The organism is Streptomyces sp. NPDC057474, assembly GCF_042802555.1.
Lineage (GTDB): Bacteria > Actinomycetota > Actinomycetes > Streptomycetales > Streptomycetaceae > Streptomyces.
Map to the genome: position 1 here is coordinate 28969 of NZ_JBHVDX010000019.1, position 18317 is coordinate 47285.

At 73.2% G+C, this 18317-nt stretch carries 16 protein-coding genes; 10 read left to right on the top strand and 6 right to left on the bottom strand.

The window, feature by feature from the left end; translation table 11 throughout:
* Window position 1: 1 nt before the first annotated feature.
* The 6 genes from ACFU53_RS08100 to ACFU53_RS08125 all read left to right on the top strand — a co-directional run bounded on the left by ACFU53_RS08100 (window position 2) and on the right by ACFU53_RS08125 (window position 4599).
* The gene (locus ACFU53_RS08100) at window positions 2-760 is read left to right on the top strand and encodes a methyltransferase domain-containing protein (RefSeq protein WP_383987425.1); all 759 of its coding nucleotides are present in this window, start codon (window positions 2-4) and stop codon (window positions 758-760) included.
* Between the two features lie 15 nt (window positions 761-775).
* Window positions 776-1693, top strand: coding sequence for a hypothetical protein (locus ACFU53_RS08105; protein ID WP_383987544.1), 918 nt, complete (start codon window positions 776-778; stop codon window positions 1691-1693).
* Entirely contained in the window at window positions 1690-1941 is a 252-nt protein-coding gene (locus ACFU53_RS08110; RefSeq protein WP_383987428.1) for a Trm112 family protein, read from the top strand. Before ACFU53_RS08105 ends, ACFU53_RS08110 begins: the two co-directional genes overlap by 4 nt.
* The gene (locus ACFU53_RS08115; protein WP_383987431.1) at window positions 1938-2789 is read left to right on the top strand and encodes an FkbM family methyltransferase; all 852 of its coding nucleotides are present in this window, start codon (window positions 1938-1940) and stop codon (window positions 2787-2789) included. The genes ACFU53_RS08110 and ACFU53_RS08115 overlap by 4 nt, the downstream gene beginning before the upstream one ends.
* Window positions 2749-3354, top strand: coding sequence for a hypothetical protein (locus tag ACFU53_RS08120; RefSeq protein ID WP_383987434.1), 606 nt, complete (start codon window positions 2749-2751; stop codon window positions 3352-3354). Before ACFU53_RS08115 ends, ACFU53_RS08120 begins: the two co-directional genes overlap by 41 nt.
* 321 nt (window positions 3355-3675) lie before the next feature.
* Window positions 3676-4599: an MEDS domain-containing protein gene (locus tag ACFU53_RS08125; RefSeq protein ID WP_383987437.1), complete on the top strand. Its 924-nt coding sequence runs from the start codon at window positions 3676-3678 to the stop codon at window positions 4597-4599.
* 298 nt (window positions 4600-4897) lie between these two features.
* Here the strand turns inward: ACFU53_RS08125 and ACFU53_RS08130 are convergent, their stop codons facing one another.
* The 3 genes from ACFU53_RS08130 to ACFU53_RS08140 form a co-directional block, all read right to left on the bottom strand.
* Window positions 4898-7396 (bottom strand): LuxR C-terminal-related transcriptional regulator, encoded by a 2499-nt coding sequence (locus tag ACFU53_RS08130; protein ID WP_383987440.1) that lies wholly within the window; start codon window positions 7394-7396, stop codon window positions 4898-4900.
* A 160-nt stretch (window positions 7397-7556) separates the two neighbouring features.
* Complete coding sequence (locus ACFU53_RS08135) at window positions 7557-8450, bottom strand: RimK family alpha-L-glutamate ligase (protein ID WP_383987443.1); 894 nt, start codon at window positions 8448-8450, stop codon at window positions 7557-7559.
* Between the two features lie 124 nt (window positions 8451-8574).
* A complete protein-coding gene (locus tag ACFU53_RS08140; RefSeq protein ID WP_383987446.1) occupies window positions 8575-9396 on the bottom strand; it encodes a DUF3152 domain-containing protein in 822 nt (273 codons plus the stop codon).
* Between the two features lie 351 nt (window positions 9397-9747).
* Here ACFU53_RS08140 and ACFU53_RS08145 point away from each other — a divergent pair, with 351 nt between their 5' ends.
* A complete protein-coding gene (locus ACFU53_RS08145) occupies window positions 9748-10854 on the top strand; it encodes a MerR family transcriptional regulator (RefSeq protein ID WP_383987449.1) in 1107 nt (368 codons plus the stop codon).
* A gap of 6 nt (window positions 10855-10860) precedes the next feature.
* Here the strand turns inward: ACFU53_RS08145 and ACFU53_RS08150 are convergent, their stop codons facing one another.
* The 3 genes from ACFU53_RS08150 to ACFU53_RS08160 form a co-directional block, all read right to left on the bottom strand.
* Window positions 10861-11859, bottom strand: a complete 999-nt coding sequence (locus tag ACFU53_RS08150; protein ID WP_383987452.1) for a nucleotidyl transferase AbiEii/AbiGii toxin family protein — start codon at window positions 11857-11859, stop codon at window positions 10861-10863.
* Window positions 11856-12557, bottom strand: a complete 702-nt coding sequence (locus ACFU53_RS08155) for a hypothetical protein (protein ID WP_383987454.1) — start codon at window positions 12555-12557, stop codon at window positions 11856-11858. Before ACFU53_RS08155 ends, ACFU53_RS08150 begins: the two co-directional genes overlap by 4 nt.
* Window positions 12558-12645: 88 nt before the next feature.
* Entirely contained in the window at window positions 12646-13356 is a 711-nt protein-coding gene (locus tag ACFU53_RS08160; protein ID WP_383987457.1) for a FadR/GntR family transcriptional regulator, read from the bottom strand.
* 291 nt (window positions 13357-13647) lie between these two features.
* On the opposite strand from ACFU53_RS08160, the gene ACFU53_RS08165 reads away from it, so the two are divergent.
* The 3 genes from ACFU53_RS08165 to ACFU53_RS08175 all read left to right on the top strand — a co-directional run bounded on the left by ACFU53_RS08165 (window position 13648) and on the right by ACFU53_RS08175 (window position 18083).
* The gene (locus ACFU53_RS08165; RefSeq protein ID WP_383987460.1) at window positions 13648-14991 is read left to right on the top strand and encodes an SLC13 family permease; all 1344 of its coding nucleotides are present in this window, start codon (window positions 13648-13650) and stop codon (window positions 14989-14991) included.
* Between the two features lie 88 nt (window positions 14992-15079).
* Entirely contained in the window at window positions 15080-16537 is a 1458-nt protein-coding gene (locus ACFU53_RS08170) for an acyl-CoA synthetase (protein ID WP_383987463.1), read from the top strand.
* Window positions 16530-18083 (top strand): carboxyl transferase domain-containing protein, encoded by a 1554-nt coding sequence (locus ACFU53_RS08175; protein ID WP_383987466.1) that lies wholly within the window; start codon window positions 16530-16532, stop codon window positions 18081-18083. The genes ACFU53_RS08170 and ACFU53_RS08175 overlap by 8 nt, the downstream gene beginning before the upstream one ends.
* Window positions 18084-18317: the final 234 nt, after the last annotated feature.

Here is an 18317-nt window from a genome sequence, read left to right on the forward strand (position 1 = left end):
AATGCCGACCACCTCGCCCACGGAATCCCCGGCCCACGCCCCGAGAAAGGGACTCAGGGACTTCTACGAGGACCCGTCCGTCCCCGTCGCCTCCGGCACCCCCCGCAGCCTCGCCCAGGCCCGCATGCTGGCGGCCGCCCTGGGCCCGGCGGCCACCACAGGCCCCCGCACGATCCTCGACATAGGCTGCGGCGACGGCACCGCGGCCGCCACCGCCGCACCGCTCCTCCCCGGCCACCGCATCATCGGCGTCGACTGGTCCCAGGACGCCCTCAGACGCGCCCGCACCCGCATCCCGTCCGCGATCCGCGGTGAACTTGCCGACGGAGGGCTGCCGTTGAGGTCGGAGTCCGCCGACGCCGTCCTGTTCAGCGAGGTCATCGAGCACCTGGTCGACCCGGACGCGGCCCTCGACGAGATCCGCCGCGTCCTGCGCCCCGGCGGCCATCTGATGCTGTCGACACCCAATCTCGCCGCCTGGTACAACCGCGCCCTGCTGCTCGCTGGCGTCCAGCCGGTGTTCTCGGAGGTGAGCCTGCGCGGCATCCACGGCCGCCCGGGGACGGAGGTCGTGGGCCATCTGCGGCTCTACACCGCCCGCGCGCTACGGGAGTTCGTGGCCGCCTCCGGCTTCGAGGTCGTACGGCTGCGCGGGGCGCCCTTCCACGGCGTACCGCGCCCGCTGCGTCCGCTGGACCGCCTGGCCTGCGCGGCCCCGTCGGCCGCGTCGATCCTGCTGCTGCACGCACGGAGGATGTAGGCGATGTGGTGGGGAGTGGCCGCGGCCCTGTTGGCGAACGCGCTGTACAGCACCGGATTCGTCCTGGAGAAACGGGCGCTCACCGCCATGCCGCAGGTGACGGTCCGGGAGCCGGTGAAGCTGCTGCGGCAGGTCGTCGGCAGCCCGCTGTGGATCGCGGGGTCGCTGTCGCTGGCCGCCGGGTTCGCCGCACAGCTGGCCGTGTACCGGACGCTGCCGATCGCCGCCGCCCAGGGCATCTTCGTATCGGGGCTGGTCCTGCTGGTCCTGCTCTCGGCGCGGCTGCTCGGCGAGGAGACGACCGGCCGGGAGCGGTACGCCCTCGGGGCCATCCTCGCCGCGCTGCTGATGGTGGTGCTGTCGCTGGACGAGGGCTCCGACACGGTGAGCCGGGAGGCACCGTACGCGCTGGTCCTGACGATCTGTCTGCCGGCGCTGGCGGCGGGGGTGGGGCTGTACCGGTCCGCCGAGCGGCGCGCCCGGCACCGGCACCGGCTGCCGACCACGGGCGTCGAGTACGGCGTGGCCGTGGGTCTGCTGTACGGCGTCAGCTCGCTCGCGATCAAGGGCGTGTCGAGCTATCTGACCAGCGGCGGGCTCGGGGACGCGGTCGTCGGACTGCTGCGCTCCCCGTACCCGTACCTCCTTCTCTTCACCGGCGCGTTCGGCCTGGTGATGTCGCAGGCGGCGCTGCAGCGCTGCCGGGCCTCGCTGATCGTGCCGGTCTGCACGACGGTGACCTGCCTGTTCACGGCGGTGCTCGGCACGCTGTCGTTCGGCGAGTCGCTGCCCGACGATCCGCTGCGGCTGGCCCTGCGGCTGTCGGGCACGGTGCTGGCGGTCGCCGTACTGCTGAGCATGCCCAAACACGACAGTCCGCCGCCGCCCTCGCCCCAACCCCCCATTCCTGCCAAGGAGTTGACCCCTCCATGAACCCCGACGACCCGTTGCTCCAGATCCTGGCGTGCCCGCTGGACAAGGGGCCGCTGCATCTGGTGGTCCACAAGGAGGAGCGACCGGACACCGCCGCCCAGGCGTCGGAGTCGCTCTACAACCCCCGGCTGCACCGCCGTTACCCGATCATCGACGGCATTCCGCAGTTGCTGCCGTCGTCGGGCGAGCAGGTGACGGAGGACGAGCACCAGGAACTCCAGGCACTCCTCAAGAGGATGAGCTCATGACGACGCTCGCCGCGCGGCTCGCGCCGCTCCTCCCGGACCGGCTGATCGCCGCGACCGCCCGGCTCGTCTACCCGCGCTTCGAGCCGGAGCTGGCCCGGCTCGACGAACTGTGCCCGCCGGAGTGCGGGACGGCGGTGGACGTCGGCGGCTGGTACGGCCCCTGGACGCGGCGACTGGCAGGACGAGCCGGGCGCGTGGTGACCGTCGAGCCGGTGCCCCGGCTGGCCCGGCTGCTCGCCTCGGCGGCCCCCGCCAACGTCCGCGTCGTCCAGGCCGCCGCCTCGGACCACCCGGGCACGGCCCGCCTCTGGCTGCCGCCGGGCGACGACGGTGGACGGGGTGTGTCGTCGCTGGTCCGCCGGGACATCCACGCCCGCGCCCTGGACGTCCGCTGCGTCACCCTCGACGGTCTCGGCCTCACCGACGTCGGCTTCATCAAGATCGACGTCGACGGCAACGAGCCGGCCGTCCTGCGCGGCGCGTCCGGCCTCCTGGTCCGCGACCGCCCGGCCCTCTTCGTCGAACTGGAGTCCCGTATCCAGCCGATCACCCCGGTCGTCGACCTCCTCGCCGGCCTCGGCTACGCCGGCTGGGTCCTCCCCGCCGGGACCTGGCTCCCCCTCGACCCGGCCGCCCTGGAGGCCCACCAGGCGCGTACGTCGCACATGGCGTCCAAGGGGCTGCTCCGCCGTGTCCTGCCGTTCGCCGGGCCCCGGTACGTCAACTCGGTGCTGTTCCTGCCGGACGGGCGCCGCCCGGGTGAGCGAGCCGGTGGCCGCCGGACCGCCTCGGGCGCCGTACGCCACGATGGACCCCATGTCCTCCGCGAAGCGCCCCGGCCCCGATAGGCCCTCCGGTCCGTTCACCCCGCTGGACTTCCAGCTCGTGCTGCTGCGCCGTATGGCCGACCACAACCCGGAGCTCGTCGAGGACGCCCGCCGTGAGATGGGCGTCTCGATCGCAGAGATGCGTGAGGCGAACAGGCGGTGGCAGGCGATGGTGCGGTCGCCTCGGGCACGGGGGTCGGCATCCCGGTACCGGTCGGTTCTGGGCGCGCCGGAATCGGTCACGGCGCGGAAGATCGGCGACCTGGACTGCGAGGCGTGGCTGTGGCCGGTGCCGTTGTGGGCCGACCTCCGCTTCGAGGTGTTGCTCGCGCCGAACGGGGCGGTGTGGAACGAGTGGCTGGTGCGGGCTCCGGGGGCGGCCGGGCCCGAGTTGCGTGCGCTGGAGGATCTGACGCCGTGGTCCTGCACGGTGGATGAGGTGGCGCGGGCCTTCGCGCCGGTGCGGCCGTTGGAGGGGACGGCGCCTACGCGGTGGGGGTTGGCGTTTGCGGCGCCTGATGGGGCGGGGGTGCGGCGGGAGTGCGTCGCGGAGTTCACGTGGGGGCTGTTGCAGAGGATCGCCTAGGAGCTCGGGAGAGTCGGGTCCGTTTGCGACTGCAGGTCCGATTGCGACTGCGGGTCCGATTGCGACTGCGGGTTCGATTTGCGACTGCGGGTTCATGGGGGCTGATCGCGCGCCCACGCGGCGGAGCCGCACATCGATACAGCCCCACGCCCCTAACAGCACCTGGTCGCACCCCGTCAGGTCACGCACGCTATCGATCAGCCTTCTCTCTATCCGGTCCCAAAAGCCTTCTGAGCAGAAGATTGGCGATCATCCGGCCGTTGGCATCACATATGGGCCTACTGTCCGTGCAGAGTCCTGATCCTCACGGGAAGGCACCCCATGACGCCCCAGCACCCCGCTGAGCGAACCGTGCCCGTCGAGCGGCTGCGGCTGGGGGATCACGCGTGTATGGGGCCGGGGGCCATCGAGGAGGGGGACGGGGAGTCGCCGTGGAAGGTGTTCACCGCGTACACCCGGACGAGTCTGGCGCGCGGGGAGAAGGTCCTGCTCGTCATGGACCCGGACGACCTGACCGACGACGAGGTGGTCGCCCTGCTGGACCGGGGCAGCGGGCAGGTCGTGACGGCGCGCGCCGGCGGCCAGTTGTCGCTCAAACGCAACACGGAGATCTACGTCCCCGACGGCCGCTTCCAGGAGCGGCGCACGATCGACACGTACGCCTCCGAGGTCGACCGCGCCCGCGACGAGGGCTGGGCGGGGCTGCGGGCCACCGCCGACATGAGCTGGGCGCCCCGGATGAACCTCGGCCACGACCGGCTGCTGGACTACGAGGCGTCCGTGGCGCCGCTGTTCGCGGACCCGCTGTTCACCGCGATCTGCTGGTACGACCGCCAGCGGTTCGACGACGACCTGACGGCCCGCGTCGGCAAGGTCCACCCGCTGCGGGTCATGGAACGCCTCGACTCCCTGGAGGTCACCGAGACCCCCGACGGCGGGCGGATCGCCGGTACCGCCGAGCTGAGCACGCGGACCGAGTTCGTCGAGGCCCTGCGCGAGGCACTGGAACGCCGTGACGACTCCGGCCCCAGCCACTTCGTCCTCGACCTCCGTGACCTGTGCTTCATGGAGGCCCACTGCGCCTGGCAGCTGATCAGCCTCGCCGCGTCGCTCCCGGCCGGCAGCGAGGTCACCGTGCGCTGCGGCGAGCTGCTGGGGCTGGTGCTGGAGCAGTTGGGCGCCGACGAGGTGCCCCAGCTGGTGGTCAGCGTGGCGGGAGAAGAGGACGAGGGAGACGCCGGATGAGCGAGGGTCAGCTGCACGATCACGGACGCCGACCCCGGCCCGTCGGCCGGCGGCGGGCCCGCCTCACCTCCGGCCGACGGCGGGCCCGCCTTTCCGGAAGCGCGGTCCGAGGGGCACGGGCTGCGTCTCGCCGAGTCACTGATCGCCGGCCCGGGTGTCGGCGCCGTCCGTATCCGCGTCCGCAGCACCCATCGGGGCACCACGGCCACCCCGTCCGTGCTTCTGCCGGCCCCGCCGACCCGGCCGAGCCCGGCGGATACGACGCCCTCGGCATCCCCGGCCCCGGCTCCCGCCCCCGCTACAGTCCCGCCCGCGCGCTGAACCAGGCCGCCACCTGACTGCGGTTGTGGAAGCCCAGCTTCACGAGGATGCGTTCGACATGGCCCTCGGCGGTACGGCGGGCGATGACGAGATGGTCGGCGATCTGCTTGTTGGTGCGGCCCTGGGCGACGAGGGCGGCGACCTGGAGTTCACGGCGGGTGAGCGGGACCGGGTCGGCGACGGGAAGGGGGGTGGGGACGGGGGAGGGGTTCCTCGCCGAGGCTCGGTCGTCGGCCACGCCTCCGACCGAGGCGGAGCCTTCGCGTGGGCCCGAGGTGGAACTCTGGCGTACGGCAGCGACCTCTTCCGTGCCTGCCCCGGGCGCCGAGCCGTCCCATCGGCCCCCCGTCCGCAGGGCGGAGTCCGGGCGTTCGCGCCGCCCGCCCGTACGCGGGGCGGAAGCCGAACCCTCCCCCGGCTCGCCCAGGGCGTAGGCCACCGCCTGCTCCGCCGTCAGGCGGCCGCCTCGGCGGTGGGCCAGGGCGTAGGCGTGGTCGCCGAGGGCGCGGCGGGCGTGGTGTTCGGCGGCGCGGGGCCGGCCGGGCTGGAGGGCGTCCATGGGGTTGCCGCCGATGTCGTGCCAGATGCGGTCGACGGCGCCGTGCAGGACACCGGCCCGCTCGGCGTCACCCGCCAGGGCCTCGGCGGCGGCGAGCAGGTCGAGGGTGCGGGCAAGGCTCTGGTGCTGGCGCACGGTGTACGGCAGCCGCAGGCAGGCGCGGGCGTGCTCGGCCGCGCGGTCGTACTGCCCGGCCGACCAGTGCGCGAGGGCGAGGGTGCGCAGCGCCCAGGAGCGGGCCCACTGTTCGCCGTGGGCCTCGCAGAGGGCGACGGCCTCGGCGCACAGCGGGATCGCCTCCGCCGCGCGGCCCCGGCTGACGAGGGTGCAGGCCAGTTCGACGCGGGTGAGGACGACGAAGGCGGTGCAGGCGCGGGCCCGGCCCGGGCCGAGAGCGCCGGCCGGCACGGGCGGGGGCGCGGGCACCGGGAGTTCCTCGTCGGCGGCGGCCGCGGTCCGCACCGGGTCGAGGCCGGCCAGGACGGCGGCGGAGCGGCTGTGGACCAGCGAGGTCAGGGCACCCGCCCACATGGCGCGGGTCAGGGCCTCGTCGGGCCGGGCCCCGGCCCGCAGGGCACCGTCCATCCAGTGCCGGCCCTCGCCCCAGATACCGCCCGCGACCCAGTGGAACCACAGGCCGGCGGCGAGCCGCAGCCCGTGCTGGGCCTCGCCCGGGGTGGTGAGGCAGAAGTCGAGGGCGGCCCGGAAGTTGTCCTGGTCGATCCGCAGCCGTTCGGTGATCCCGGCCTGATCGGGGCCGAACCAGGCCTGCTCGTACTCGGCGCCGAGGCGCGCGAAGTGGTCGCGGTGCCGCCGCCGGGTGTCGGTCGCCTCGCCCAGGTCGTGCAGCTTCTCCAGCCCGTAGTCGCGCAGGGAGACCAGCAGCCGGTAGCGCACCTGCCCGGCGTGCTCCTCCCGGACGAGCACCGACTTGTCGACGAGCCCGGCGACGGCGTCCAGGACGGCGCACGGGGCCACGTTCTCCCCGGCACAGGCGGCCTCGGCGGCGCAGACTGCCTCGGCGGCGGCCAGGTCGAAGCCGCCGACGAACACCGAAAGCCACGCCCACACCAACTGCTCCTGCGGGGTGCACAGTTCATGGCTCCAGTCGACGGCGGAGCGCAGGGTGCGGTGGCGGGGCGCGGAGGTCGGGCTGCCGCAGGTGAGGAGCTGATAGCGGTCGTCGAGGCGTTCGACGAGCTGGTCCACGCCGAGGGCGCGCACCCGGACCGCCGCCAGCTCGATGGCGAGCGGCAGCCCGTCGAGTCGTCGGCAGAGCCGGGCCACGGCCTGCTGGTTCGCCTCTCCGACGGTGAAGCCGGGGACCACGGCCGCCGCCCGGTCGGCGAACAGCCGCAGCGCGGGGAAGGACCCGACCGCCGACGGGGTCAGCTCCTCCGGCGCGGGCGCGGGCAGCGGCGGCACCTCGAAGAGCTGTTCCCCGGCCAGCCCGAGTCGGTGCCGGCTGGTGGCGAGGATCCGTACGCCCTCGGTGGCCGCCAGCACGGTCCCCGCGAGGACCGCACAACTACCCAGCAGGTGCTCGCAGTTGTCGAGCACGATCAGTAAGCGCCGCTCGCGCAGATGGTCGAGGAGGATCTCCAGCGGGGGCCGTACGGTCTCGTTGCGGACGCCGAGCGCGTCGTTCACGGCGTGCGGGACGAACGCCTCGTCGCTCAGCGCGGCCAGCGGTACGAGCCACACGCCGTCCGGGAAGGCCCGTGCGACCTGTCCCGCCACATGCCCGGCGAGCCGGGTCTTGCCCACCCCGCCGGGTCCCGTCAGCGTCAGCAGTCTGCCCGCCGACAACAACCGTCTGACATCGGCCGCCTCGTCCCGTCGCCCCACGAAGCTCGTCAGCTCCGCCGGGAAACCGGAAGTGCGCCGCGACTCCGATCCGCCCACGATGCTGGTCACGCCCTCAGTTGTGCTTCTCGTACGCGCTGTTGTAACCCCGAAGGGTAGGCAGCGGGTACGGGCGGGAGGCGCGCTTCGTGGATTTCCCGCCTCTTCGGGTGAGGGGGGCTTGCGGGGTCGGGCATGGGCCGGGTCATGGGCCCGGTCATGGGCCCGCTGGTCAGCCGGTGGTGGTCGCCGCCGCCAGGATCGCGTCGACCACGCGGGGCAGCGAATCCGGGTGCAGCCACAGGAAGAGGTTGGGCTCGACGAGCTCCAGCTCCATCACGCACGGCCGCCCGTCGTCCCCGGTGACGAGGTCGACGCGCGCGTACAGCAGCTCGGGCCTCCCCGGTACGGCGGCCAACGCCCGCTCGGCGACGGCGAGTTCGGCCTCGGTCGGGTTCCAGGGCTCCAGGCCCGGGTGGGCGATCTTGTCGGCGTCGTACGCGGTGCCGGGCGCGAGCACCGCCCCCTTGCGGCTGGCGTGCAGCAGCCCGCCCCCGAAGAACTGCAGGGCCCGCTCCCCTTCGGTGTCTATGCTGGTCACGAACGGCTGCACCATCGCGGTGAGTCCCTCGGCGTGCATCCGCTCGACATGGCGTACGGCGGTCTCCCGCTGGTCGGGGGTGTACCGCGCGGCGAACCGGGCGCCCGCGCCGGAGGTGGGCTTGACGACGTACTCGTGTGCCTCCGGAAGTCTCACGGTCTCGCCCGGCGCGAGATAGGCCGTCGGCACGACCGGTACCCCGGCGTCGGCGAGGTCACCGATGTACCGCTTGTCGGTGTTCCAGCGCACGACCCCGGCCGGGTTGGCGAGCCGGGTGACCTCGCCGGTCTTCTCCGCCCAGGCCACGAACTCGGCCGCGCGCCAGCTGTAGTCCCAGGTAGACCGGATGACGACGAGGTCGTAGCCGGCCCAGTCGGCCGCCGGGTCGTCCCAGTGCACGGCCGCCGCGTCGGCCCCGGCCTCCCCCAGCGCCCGCACGAGCGCCGGCAGATCCCGGTCGTGGCTCGTCTCCGGCCCGGGGTCGTAGGTGGCGACGGCTATGCGGGGGGCGGCTGTGCGGGCCACGGGGGCTCCATTCTCGTACGTCTGCGGCGGCCCTCCGGGCAGGTGCCCGGGAAGGGGGTCTCCGGCGCAGGCTAACAATCGCGAAGACCGAGGAGGGAGGGGATTTCCGCGAGGGTGCTCCCTCTCACGGCACGGCCGGCCCCGTGATGAGGCGGCCCTTCCTGTCGTACGGCCAGACATTGGGGACGCAGCCGTTCATGCCCTTGATCTGCTGCATCATCGCCGGGGCGGGCTTGCCCTCGCCGGGGCAGCCGACGTGGCCGAGGCCGAGGAAGTGGCCGACCTCGTGGTTGATGATCAGGGCGCGGTAGGCCTTGACGTCCTTGGCGTAGACAGGGGTCGCCAGTTCCCAGCGTTCGAGGTTGACCATGACGTCGGCGCCGACGTTGCAGTTGTACTCACCGCCGGTGTTCAGGCCGCCCGCGCCGCAGACGTCGTCGACGGTGCCGGGGGTCGCGAGCTTGACGACGAAGTCGAAGGTGCCGCCGGAGACCCGCTGGAAGGCCCGGTCGCCGCCGGCCGTCCAGCCACGCGGGTCGGCGAAGACGCGTTCCACCTCGTCGGCGACGTCGGCGCTGGACAGCGACAGCCCCTTCTCGACCTCGACCCGGTAGCGCAGGGGCGTGCCCTCCCCCACCTTGCCGCTGCCGCCGGAGGCCGTGGTGAACGTGCCCGGCCCGGTCCTGGGGATGGTCACCGGGGAGCCGCTGGGGGACGACGACGCCGACTTGCCCGGAGACGAACTGGGCGAGGAGGAGGGGCTGCGGGGGGCACCGGCGCCGGCACCGGAACTCTGACTGGGGCTGGGGCTGGGGCTGGACGAACGCCGGGAACGCTCGGGCGAGGGCTCGGCGGACGCGCTGGCCCCCGCCTCGCCGGCTAACTCCTCGGTTCCGCCGTTCATCCAGCTCAGCGCCGCGAATCCGGCGACACCGAGGACCGCCACGGCCCCGAGCCCGCCCCACAGGGGCCCTCCCCCCTGTCGCGCGGGGCCCTTTCTCCTGCGCCCCGAGCCCTTCCCTCTCCCTCCGGCCGTCCCCGTGGCCGAACCTTGGGCGGTGACACGCGGCGGCCCGCTGCGGCGGCGGGTACGGGTGCCGGAAGGTGTTGCGTTGTGCGCGGTCATGTTCCTTCAGAGTGTGATCGATACGTGATCGGATGTGGCCGAGTCAGTCACGAAACGATAACGGGTGATCGACGCGGCTCCGCACCACCGCTTGACCTTCACCTTCGGTGAAGCCCCAGCATCGATCGCGGAACGAGGAACGGCCAGGTCCGAGGGAAGGCCAGGGGAGCCATGGAGATGCTGACGATCGGGGCCTTCGCGAAGGCGTGCCGACTGTCACCGAAGGCACTGCGGCTCTACGACGAGCTGGAGCTCCTCCGGCCCGCCCGGGTCGACCCGGACACCGGCTACCGCTACTACGCCACCGAGCAGTTGGAGCAGGCCCGGCTGGTGGCCTGGCTGCGCAGGCTCGGCATGCCGCTGGCCCGTATCCGTACGGTGTGCGCGCTGGAGCCGGGTCCTGCGGCCCGGGAGATCCGGGCGTACTGGGCCGGGGTCGAGGCCGAGACGGCGGCCCGACGCGACCTGGCGGCCTTCCTCGTGGACCACTTCACCCACACATCCGAGGAGGACACCCCGATGCTGGAACTCCGTTACGCCGCTCTCTCCGACACCGGCCTGGTTCGCGCCGCCAACCAGGACACCGCCTACGCCGGCACCCGCGTCCTCGCCGTCGCCGACGGCTTCGGTCCCGGCGGGGCCCCCGCGAGCACGGCCGCTGTGGAGGCGCTGAAGATCCTGGACCGCGACACCCTCCCGGCGGGCAGCGTGCTGAACCTGCTGGAGGACGCGGTGCGGGGCGCGACCGAAGCCGTACGGGACATCGCGGCGACCGGGGACGACGGCACGACCCTGACCGCGATGCTCTGGACCGGCTCCCAGCTCGCCCTCGTCCACATCGGCGACTCCCGCGCCTATCTGCTGCGCGGCGGCGAACTGTTCCGGATCACCCACGACCACACCGTCGTCCAGTCGATGATCGACGAGGGCCGCCTGACCCCGGAGGAGGCGACGACCCACCCCCAACCCGCCCTGCTTCTCAAGGCGTTGACCATCGACGAGACCATCTCCACCCCCGACCTGCGCCTCCACGACGCCCACCCCGGCGACCGCTACCTCCTCTGCTCGGACGGCCTGTCGTCGGTCGTCCCCGACCCGGCCATCCAGCGAACCCTTTCCTCGATCGCCGACCCCGGGTCAGCCGTACGCGCTCTCGTCACCGAGGCGAACGAGGCGGGCGGGCCGGACAACGTGAGCTGCGTGGTGGCGGACGTGGTGGCGGTCGACGTGGCGGACGAGGTGGCGGACGAGGTGCGGAAGGAGGCAGCGAAGCGATAGGAAGCTCTATCGATCGTCCCGCTGTGCCGCACGCCCCGGCAGCGGTTCCAGCGCCCGGTTCAGGCGGTCCAGCCATTCCTCGGCCGTCCCCCGCACCTGTGGGTGGGCCGCGCGGAAGTCCGCCCAGTCCACGGAGTCCAGTACGACCGCGTCCAGGTGCAGGGCGTCCGCGGCTGCCGTGTCACCGGGCTCGCGGCGGAAGACCTCGCGCAGCAGCCGTGGGGACAGTTCGGTGGCTTCGGCCTCCGCGAGAAGTACGGCGTCGTAGAGGTCCTTGGCCCGGGCGCGGCCCTCGGTGGCGCAGTCGGCGTGCAGCCACAGGAGCTTCCAGGCCAGGGACAGTTCGCGGCCGGGGGTGCGTACGACGGTCCTCGCGGAGCCGTCGCCGCGGGGTATCGCCGTCCACACCGGGAGCTCCGGGAGCCTCTCGTCGCGGGCGAAGTCCAGCCGCGCCTCGCCGGGCGGGAGGCCTTCCGCCGCCCAGGGGATCGTCAGGCGGGTGCCGGGAGTCTCGTACTCCGTGTAGGTCCAGGTGCCGTCGGGGCGGGCGGCGTCCACATCGAGCACCACCCCCGACGCGGCCACCGGCCGTTCCCGCACCAGGTCGAGCACCGCCAGGTGCGGCGGGCACTCCTCCGGCTCCGCCTCGACGATCCAGTGCAGCCCTTCCGGCGGGACCGCCGGCCGCAGGCCCCCGGTGTCGAACTCCTCGAACTTCCAGATCTCGTACCGGTCGGCGCCGTCGGCCGCCTCCGGCCACTGCTGCACGTCCTCCAGCCCCTCCACGTACGGATAGGGGTGCGCGGCATCCACCGGGACCAGCAGGGGCCGGGGAACGATCCAGTCGAGGTCGGCGGGCTCCCGCGCCTCGGCCCCCACCCACGCCGGCATGACCATGCTCCCGCGCAGCACCAGGTCGTCCCCCAAGGGGGAATCGGCGACGAGGTGGAGCAGGTGGTCGAGCACGGCCCGGTGGGCGAGGCGCCACGCGTCGGACCGGGTCACGATGCTTCTGCCTGCCCCGTGCGGAAGTCCGCCCGCGTGTCCGCATGCCCGCCCGTCCCCTCGTCGATCCACCCGCTGTCCAGGGCCGGACGGTCGTCGTGCACGACGAACTCCTCCTCCACCTCGACGGCCTTGAACCCCGCCGCCGCGAGCGCGTCGAGAAGGGCGTCGAGACGGCGGCGGGCCTCGGGGCGGCCGACCCCACGGCAGCGCTGGGTCACGAAGCGCTCGTGACCGCTGCCGCTCCGCCCACTCAGCTCGCGGCGGGCGTTGCGCGACACATGGGCGGAATGCAGCTCGGCGAGTGCTCGTACCGCCACCACCTCGGCGCCGTCGGCGAGGGCGAGCTTGACGTGGTGTTCGAAGTAGCAGCCGGGAGGAAGGGCCCGGGCCTCGGCGGCCGTCCGGGGCACGTCCTCGTTCCAGGGCGCGGCCTCGATCTTCACCCGGGCGACCTCGAACCCCTCGGCACCCAGCCGCTCGACCCAGGCCGACGCGGCCGCTCGCCGCGCCGGCAGGACACCCTCGCCGCGCACCGTCAGCATCGGCTGGTCGGGCGTCGCGCCCCGGTCGAGCACGATCCGCGTGTACTTCACCCGGTGGCGCTCCGCCCAGCGACGTATCCGGCCCTCGTCACCGGCCACGGAACCGGACCCCACCGTCAGATGGGTCTCGAACTCCCCCGCGAAATCCCGCACCGCCGCCCCGCATTCACCCGTCCGCGCACCGGGGCCGACTGTACTGACCACCACTGACAACGGCGGGGGGCCGCACGCGGGGCCGCGCTCAGGAGGCCGATTCCCCCGGGTCCCAGTCCAGCAGGCGGACCTTCGCGACCGTGCGGACGTGGCGGCGCATCGCGGTGGCCGCCTGCTTGGGCTGCTGGGCGGCGATGGCGTCGAGGATCGCCTGGTGCTGGGCGAGGGAACGGTCGGGTCGGCCCGGCTGGCGCAGCGACTCGGTGCGGCTCTCGGCGATCTGGTCGGCGATGGAGCGCATGAACTCGGCGAGCAGACTGCTGTGCGCGGCCGCCGTGACCGCCGCGTGGAAGAGCCGGTCGCCCTCGATGCCGTGCCCGGCCCGCTCGATCTCCCCGGCCATGTGCGCGAGCGCGTCCCGCATCGCGGCCAGGTCGTCCTCCGTCCGGCGCTCGGCGGCCAGTTCGGCGAGCTTCGTCTCCAACGCCTCGCGGGCCTCCAGCACATCGGGCAGCCGCCGACGCCGTTCGACCATCTCCTCGACGGGCTCGACGTCGAGGCTGTCCCGGACGAGATACGTGCCCCCGCCGTGCCGCGCCTCCACCAGGCCCTGGACCTCCAGCACCACGATCGCCTGCTTGACCGAGGCCCGGCTCACCCCCAACCGCTGGGCCAGATCCCGCTCGGGCGGCAGCCGGTCGCCGGCTCTCAGACCGCCCTCGGCGACGTACTGACGCAACCGGTCGAGAACCTGCTCGTACAACCGCTGCTTGGCCATGGGTCGCAGGGCGTCGCTCACGGTTCCCCCGATCGTCCGGCTGGTCCGGCTGGTCCGGCGCGTACGGCGACGCCCGGGCGCGTCCGGCGTCGCTCGTCGGGAGCGTAACACCGGCCCGCGCCGGTGGCCCGGTGGCCGAGTGGCTGAGCCAATTCTTGCGCGACCTCTTGACGTCATGGTCGTACGCGCCCACGCTGACCACCCGTAAGTGGCTCAGCCACTCGGCCACTCGCTCGTAGTCACCCGCCTCTCTTCCCCCCTCTCCCCCAACCTCCCCCTCGGCTGTTCCGGGACCCAACGACGGGAGCCCGTATGTCCCCCGAACTCATCTCGATCCTCGTCCTCGCCGTGGTGTTCGTCATCGCCACGACCCGTTCCGTGAACATGGGCGCGCTCGCCTTCGCCGCCGCCTTCGGAGTGGGCGAACTCGTCGCTGACCTCGACGCGGACGGCATCTTCGCCGGCTTCCCCGGTGACCTGTTCGTCGTCCTCGTCGGCGTCACCTATCTCTTCGCGATCGCCCGTGCCAACGGCACCACCGACTGGCTCGTGCACGCCTCGATCCGGCTCGTACGGGGCCGGGTGGCGCTGATCCCCTGGGTGATGTTCTTCATCACCGGCGCACTCACCGCGATCGGCGCGGTCAGCCCGGCCGCGGTCGCGATCGTCGCCCCCATCGCCCTCAGCTTCGCCGCGCGGTACGGCATCAGCCCCCTCCTGATGGGCGCGATGGTCGTCCACGGCGCCCAGGGCGGCGGTTTCTCCCCGATCAGCATCTACGGCACGATCGTCAACGGCATCGTCGAACGCGAAAACCTCCCGGGCAACGAAGTCGCACTCTTCCTGACGTCCCTGATCGCCAACCTCGTGATCGCGGGCGTGGTGTTCGTACTGTTCGGGGGGATGAAACTGTGGAAGCAGGGCGCGACGGCCGAAGGGCCGGCCCCGGCCACGGGCAGCGACTCCCACCCCGCTGACCCAGCTGCGGGCAATCGTGCCGCTGGGGCGGCACCCGTCCCCACCCCCGGCACCGCATCCACCTCCAGCACCGAACCCGCCCTCACCCCCGCCCGCATCGCCACCCTCACCTCCCTCGTCGCCCTGGTCGTCGCGGTACTCGCCTTCGACCTGGACGCGGGTCTCACCGCGGTGACCCTCGCAGCCACCCTCAGCGCCGTCTGGCCGGACGACAGCCGCAAGGCCGTGACCCAGATCGCCTGGTCCACGGTCCTCCTCATCTGCGGCGTCCTCACCTACGTAGGTGTACTCGACGAGATGGGCACCATCACCTGGGCCGGCGAGGGCGTCAGTGACATCGGCATCCCCCTCCTCGCCGCCGTACTGCTCTGCTACATCGGCGCGATCGTGTCGGCCTTCGCCTCGTCCGTGGGCATCATGGGCGCCCTGATCCCCCTGGCCGTCCCCTTCCTGGCCCAGGGCGAGATCGGCGCGGTCGGCATGATCGCGGCGCTCGCCGTGTCCGCGACGGTCGTGGACGTGAGCCCCTTCTCCACGAACGGCGCGCTGGTCCTGGCCGCCGCACCGGACGTCGACCGCGAGCGTTTCTTCCGACAGCTGATGATCTACGGGGGGATCGTGGTGGCGGTGGTACCCGCGGTGGTGTGGCTGGTGCTGGTGGTCCCGGGGTTCGGGTAGTCACCTGCGCGGTAGCGGTAGATCAGACCGGTAGCGGCCCAACAGACCGACAGCCGCACACCGACGGCGACAACAAGGAGTACGAAACGTGTCCCCTCTCTTCCCGGCCCTCACCGGCGAAGCCCGGGCCGAGCGCCCCGCCCTGCGGTTCGGCGACCGGTCCCTGACGTACGCGGAACTCGCGGCCGTGACCGGCGCGCTGGCCGCCCGGATCCGCGACGCGGGCCGCGTGGCCGTCTGGGCGACACCGACGCTGGAGACGGCTGTGGGCGTCGTGGCCGCGCTGCTGGCCGGCGTCCCGGCCGTACCGCTCAACCCGAAGTCGGGCGAGAGCGAACTGGGACACATCCTGAAGGACAGCGCCCCCGCCCTGGTCCTCACCGCCCCCGACACCGAACTTCCAGTCGCTCTGGGTGAGTTGGAGCGCGTGGACATCGACGTGCGGGAGCGGCCGGCTCCGCGCCCGGCGGCGGACGAACCGTCCCCGACCGCCCCCGCCCTCATCGTCTACACCTCCGGCACCACCGGCCCCCCCAAGGGCGCCGTCATCCCCCGCCGGGCCGTCGCCACCACCCTCGACGCACTGGCCGACGCCTGGCAGTGGACCGCCGACGACGTACTGGTCCACGCCCTCCCCCTCTTCCATGTACACGGCTTGATCCTGGGCATCCTGGGCCCGCTGCGGCGCGGCGGCTCTGTCCGCCACCTCGGCAGATTCGACACAGCCGCTGTCGCCCGGGAGCTGTCGGCGGGCGCGACGATGCTGTTCGGCGTCCCGACGATGTACCACCGCATCGCGGAGACCCTGCCGACCGACCCGGAGCTGGCCCGGGCACTCGGCCGCGCCCGCCTCCTCGTCTCCGGCTCGGCCGCGCTGCCCGTGCACGACCACGAACGGATCGCGGCGGCGACCGGACGCCGGGTGATCGAGCGGTACGGCATGACGGAGACCCTGATGAACACCAGCGTCCGCGCCGACGGCGAACCGCGCGCCGGCACGGTCGGACTCCCGCTGCCGGGCGTGGAGTTGAGGCTCGTCGAGGACGACGGCGCCCCCCTCACCGGGTACGACGGCGAGTCGGTCGGCGAGATCCAGGTACGCGGCCCGAACCTCTTCACCGAGTACCTCAACCGCCCCGACGCGACCGCCGCCGCGTTCACCCCCGACGGCTGGTTCCGCACCGGCGACATGGCCGTCCGCGACCCCGACGGCTACGTACGCATCGTCGGCCGCAAGGCCACCGACCTCATCAAGAGCGGCGGCTACAAGATCGGCGCGGGCGAGATCGAGAACGCGCTCCTGGAACACCCGGGGGTACGGGAAGCCGCCGTCACCGGCGAACCGGACCCCGACCTCGGCGAGCGCGTGGTCGCCTGGATCGTGTCGACGGACCCGCAATTCCCGCCCCTGGCCTCCGAGTTGGCCGCCCACGTCGCCACCCACCTGTCCCCCCACAAGCGCCCCCGAATCGTCCACTACCTCGCCGCCCTCCCCCGCAACGACATGGGCAAGATCATGAAGCGAGCGCTGAAGACGGATGAGTGACCGGCGCCGCTCGGCCCGCGAGGCCATCGCCTTCCTGACGGGTGACTTCACGGAACTCCCCACCCCGCAAAGGGACTACGCCCCCGACGGCCCCCTCTCCTGGCACGGCTACGACACCTCGCGCGCCCGCGCCGCGGAGCGCACCGGGGAGGAGGAGTCGGTGGTGTGGGGCCGGGCGGTGATCGGCCCCACTACGGCGACGGGGGCCGAGGCGACCGGCACCGACACCGACACGGCAGCCGGGGTGCCGCCACCGGGCATGTCTGCCGAGGCGCAGCAGCACGGCAAGGCAGGCGCGCGCCCCAGGACCACCACCGGCACGGCGGCCGTACTGATCTCCTTCGAGTTCGGCTTCCTCGGCGGCTCGCTCGGCGAACGCACCGGCGACCGCCTGGAGGCGGCGTACACGTACGCTCGTGAGCACCGCCTGCCGGTCGTCTCGCTGGTCGCGACCGGGGGCAGCCGCATGCAGGAGGGCATGCGCGCCCTCATACAACTCCAGCGCGTGGCCCGCCAGTCGGCCCTGACGAGGGAGGCCGGGCTGGCGCAGATCTCGGTCCTCCGCGACCCCACGACGGGCGGGGGCTGGGCCACCCTCGGCGCCGGCGCCGACATCGTCCTCGCCCTCCCCGACGCCCAGGTCGGTTTCGCCGGCTCGCGTGTCCGCCCACCCGACGCCGATCCGGCGGCGTACACGGCCGAGTCCCAGGTGACTGCGGGCTCTGTGGACGCGGTGGTCCCGCCGGAGGCACTGCGAGAGACGTTGGGGCGATGGCTGCGGCTGCTGACGAACCCGTCGACGCGGCCGGCGCCTCCACCGCCCCACCTGCCCATGCCGTCCTCGTTCCCCATCGGCCGCGCCCCCGAAGGGGCGCGGGGGATCGCGCGAGCAACCACAGACGACCCGCGGCTTCTCCCCACCACAGGCCGGGAGGCCGTCGAACGCGCCCGCTCCCTCCAACGCCCCCGCGCCGACGCCTACTTGCATGCCTACTTCACCCACCGCGCGGCCATCAGCGGGGACCGCGTCGGCGGCACCGACCCCGGCATGCTGTGCGGCTTCGGCGAACACGAGGGCCGGACCGTCGCCTACGCCGCCCAGTGCGGTACGGCGACCCGCCCGGCGGGCTACCGCACCGCCGCCCGCCTCATCCGCCTCGCCGACCGCCTCGGCATCCCCGTACTGACCCTCGTCGACACCCCCGGCGCCGCGAACGACGCCGAAGCGGAACGCCAGGGCGTGGGCCCCGCCATCGCCGACCTCTTCACCGCCGTCACCAGCGCCCGCACCCCCCTCACCACCCTCCTCATCGGCGAGGGCGGCTCGGGCGGCGCCCTGGCCCTCGCCACCCCCGACAACACCTGGGCCACCCCGGACAGCTACTTCTCGGTGATCGCGCCGGAGATGGCCGCCGCGATCCTCAAACGGCCGGAAGAGCTGGCGGGCGCGACAGCCGACGAACTCCGGGTGCGGCCGCAGGACCTGGTGGAGTTGGGTGTCGTACGGGGGGTCGTCGGGCCCGCGACGAGCCGCCCACCTGGCTGACGCCCGCGTGGACGACGCCCATGTGGACGACCGCACGCGTGGACGACGCCCGTGTGGACGACCGCACGAGCGGTGGAGGCCCCTGCTGCCCCCCTCCTCCCCACCTGCCAGGCCGGATTTTCCGTCACGGGACCACCCGTCCAGCCGCACCCCACCCGGCCCACCCCAACAGGCAGCGCCGCCCCGCCCCCCGCACGATGCAAGGGAACCAGGGACCCGCCGACCGGCGGCGGT

Coding starts and splice junctions, on each gene's coding strand:
- ACFU53_RS08120 (WP_383987434.1), top strand. CDS start 2,749: ATGGACCCCATGTCCTCCGCGAAGCGCCCCGGCCCCGATAGGCCCTCC.
- ACFU53_RS08145 (WP_383987449.1), top strand. CDS start 9,748: ATGGAGATGCTGACGATCGGGGCCTTCGCGAAGGCGTGCCGACTGTCA.
- ACFU53_RS08175 (WP_383987466.1), top strand. CDS start 16,530: ATGAGTGACCGGCGCCGCTCGGCCCGCGAGGCCATCGCCTTCCTGACG.
- ACFU53_RS08100 (WP_383987425.1), top strand. CDS start 2: ATGCCGACCACCTCGCCCACGGAATCCCCGGCCCACGCCCCGAGAAAG.
- ACFU53_RS08115 (WP_383987431.1), top strand. CDS start 1,938: ATGACGACGCTCGCCGCGCGGCTCGCGCCGCTCCTCCCGGACCGGCTG.
- ACFU53_RS08110 (WP_383987428.1), top strand. CDS start 1,690: ATGAACCCCGACGACCCGTTGCTCCAGATCCTGGCGTGCCCGCTGGAC.
- ACFU53_RS08165 (WP_383987460.1), top strand. CDS start 13,648: ATGTCCCCCGAACTCATCTCGATCCTCGTCCTCGCCGTGGTGTTCGTC.
- ACFU53_RS08125 (WP_383987437.1), top strand. CDS start 3,676: ATGACGCCCCAGCACCCCGCTGAGCGAACCGTGCCCGTCGAGCGGCTG.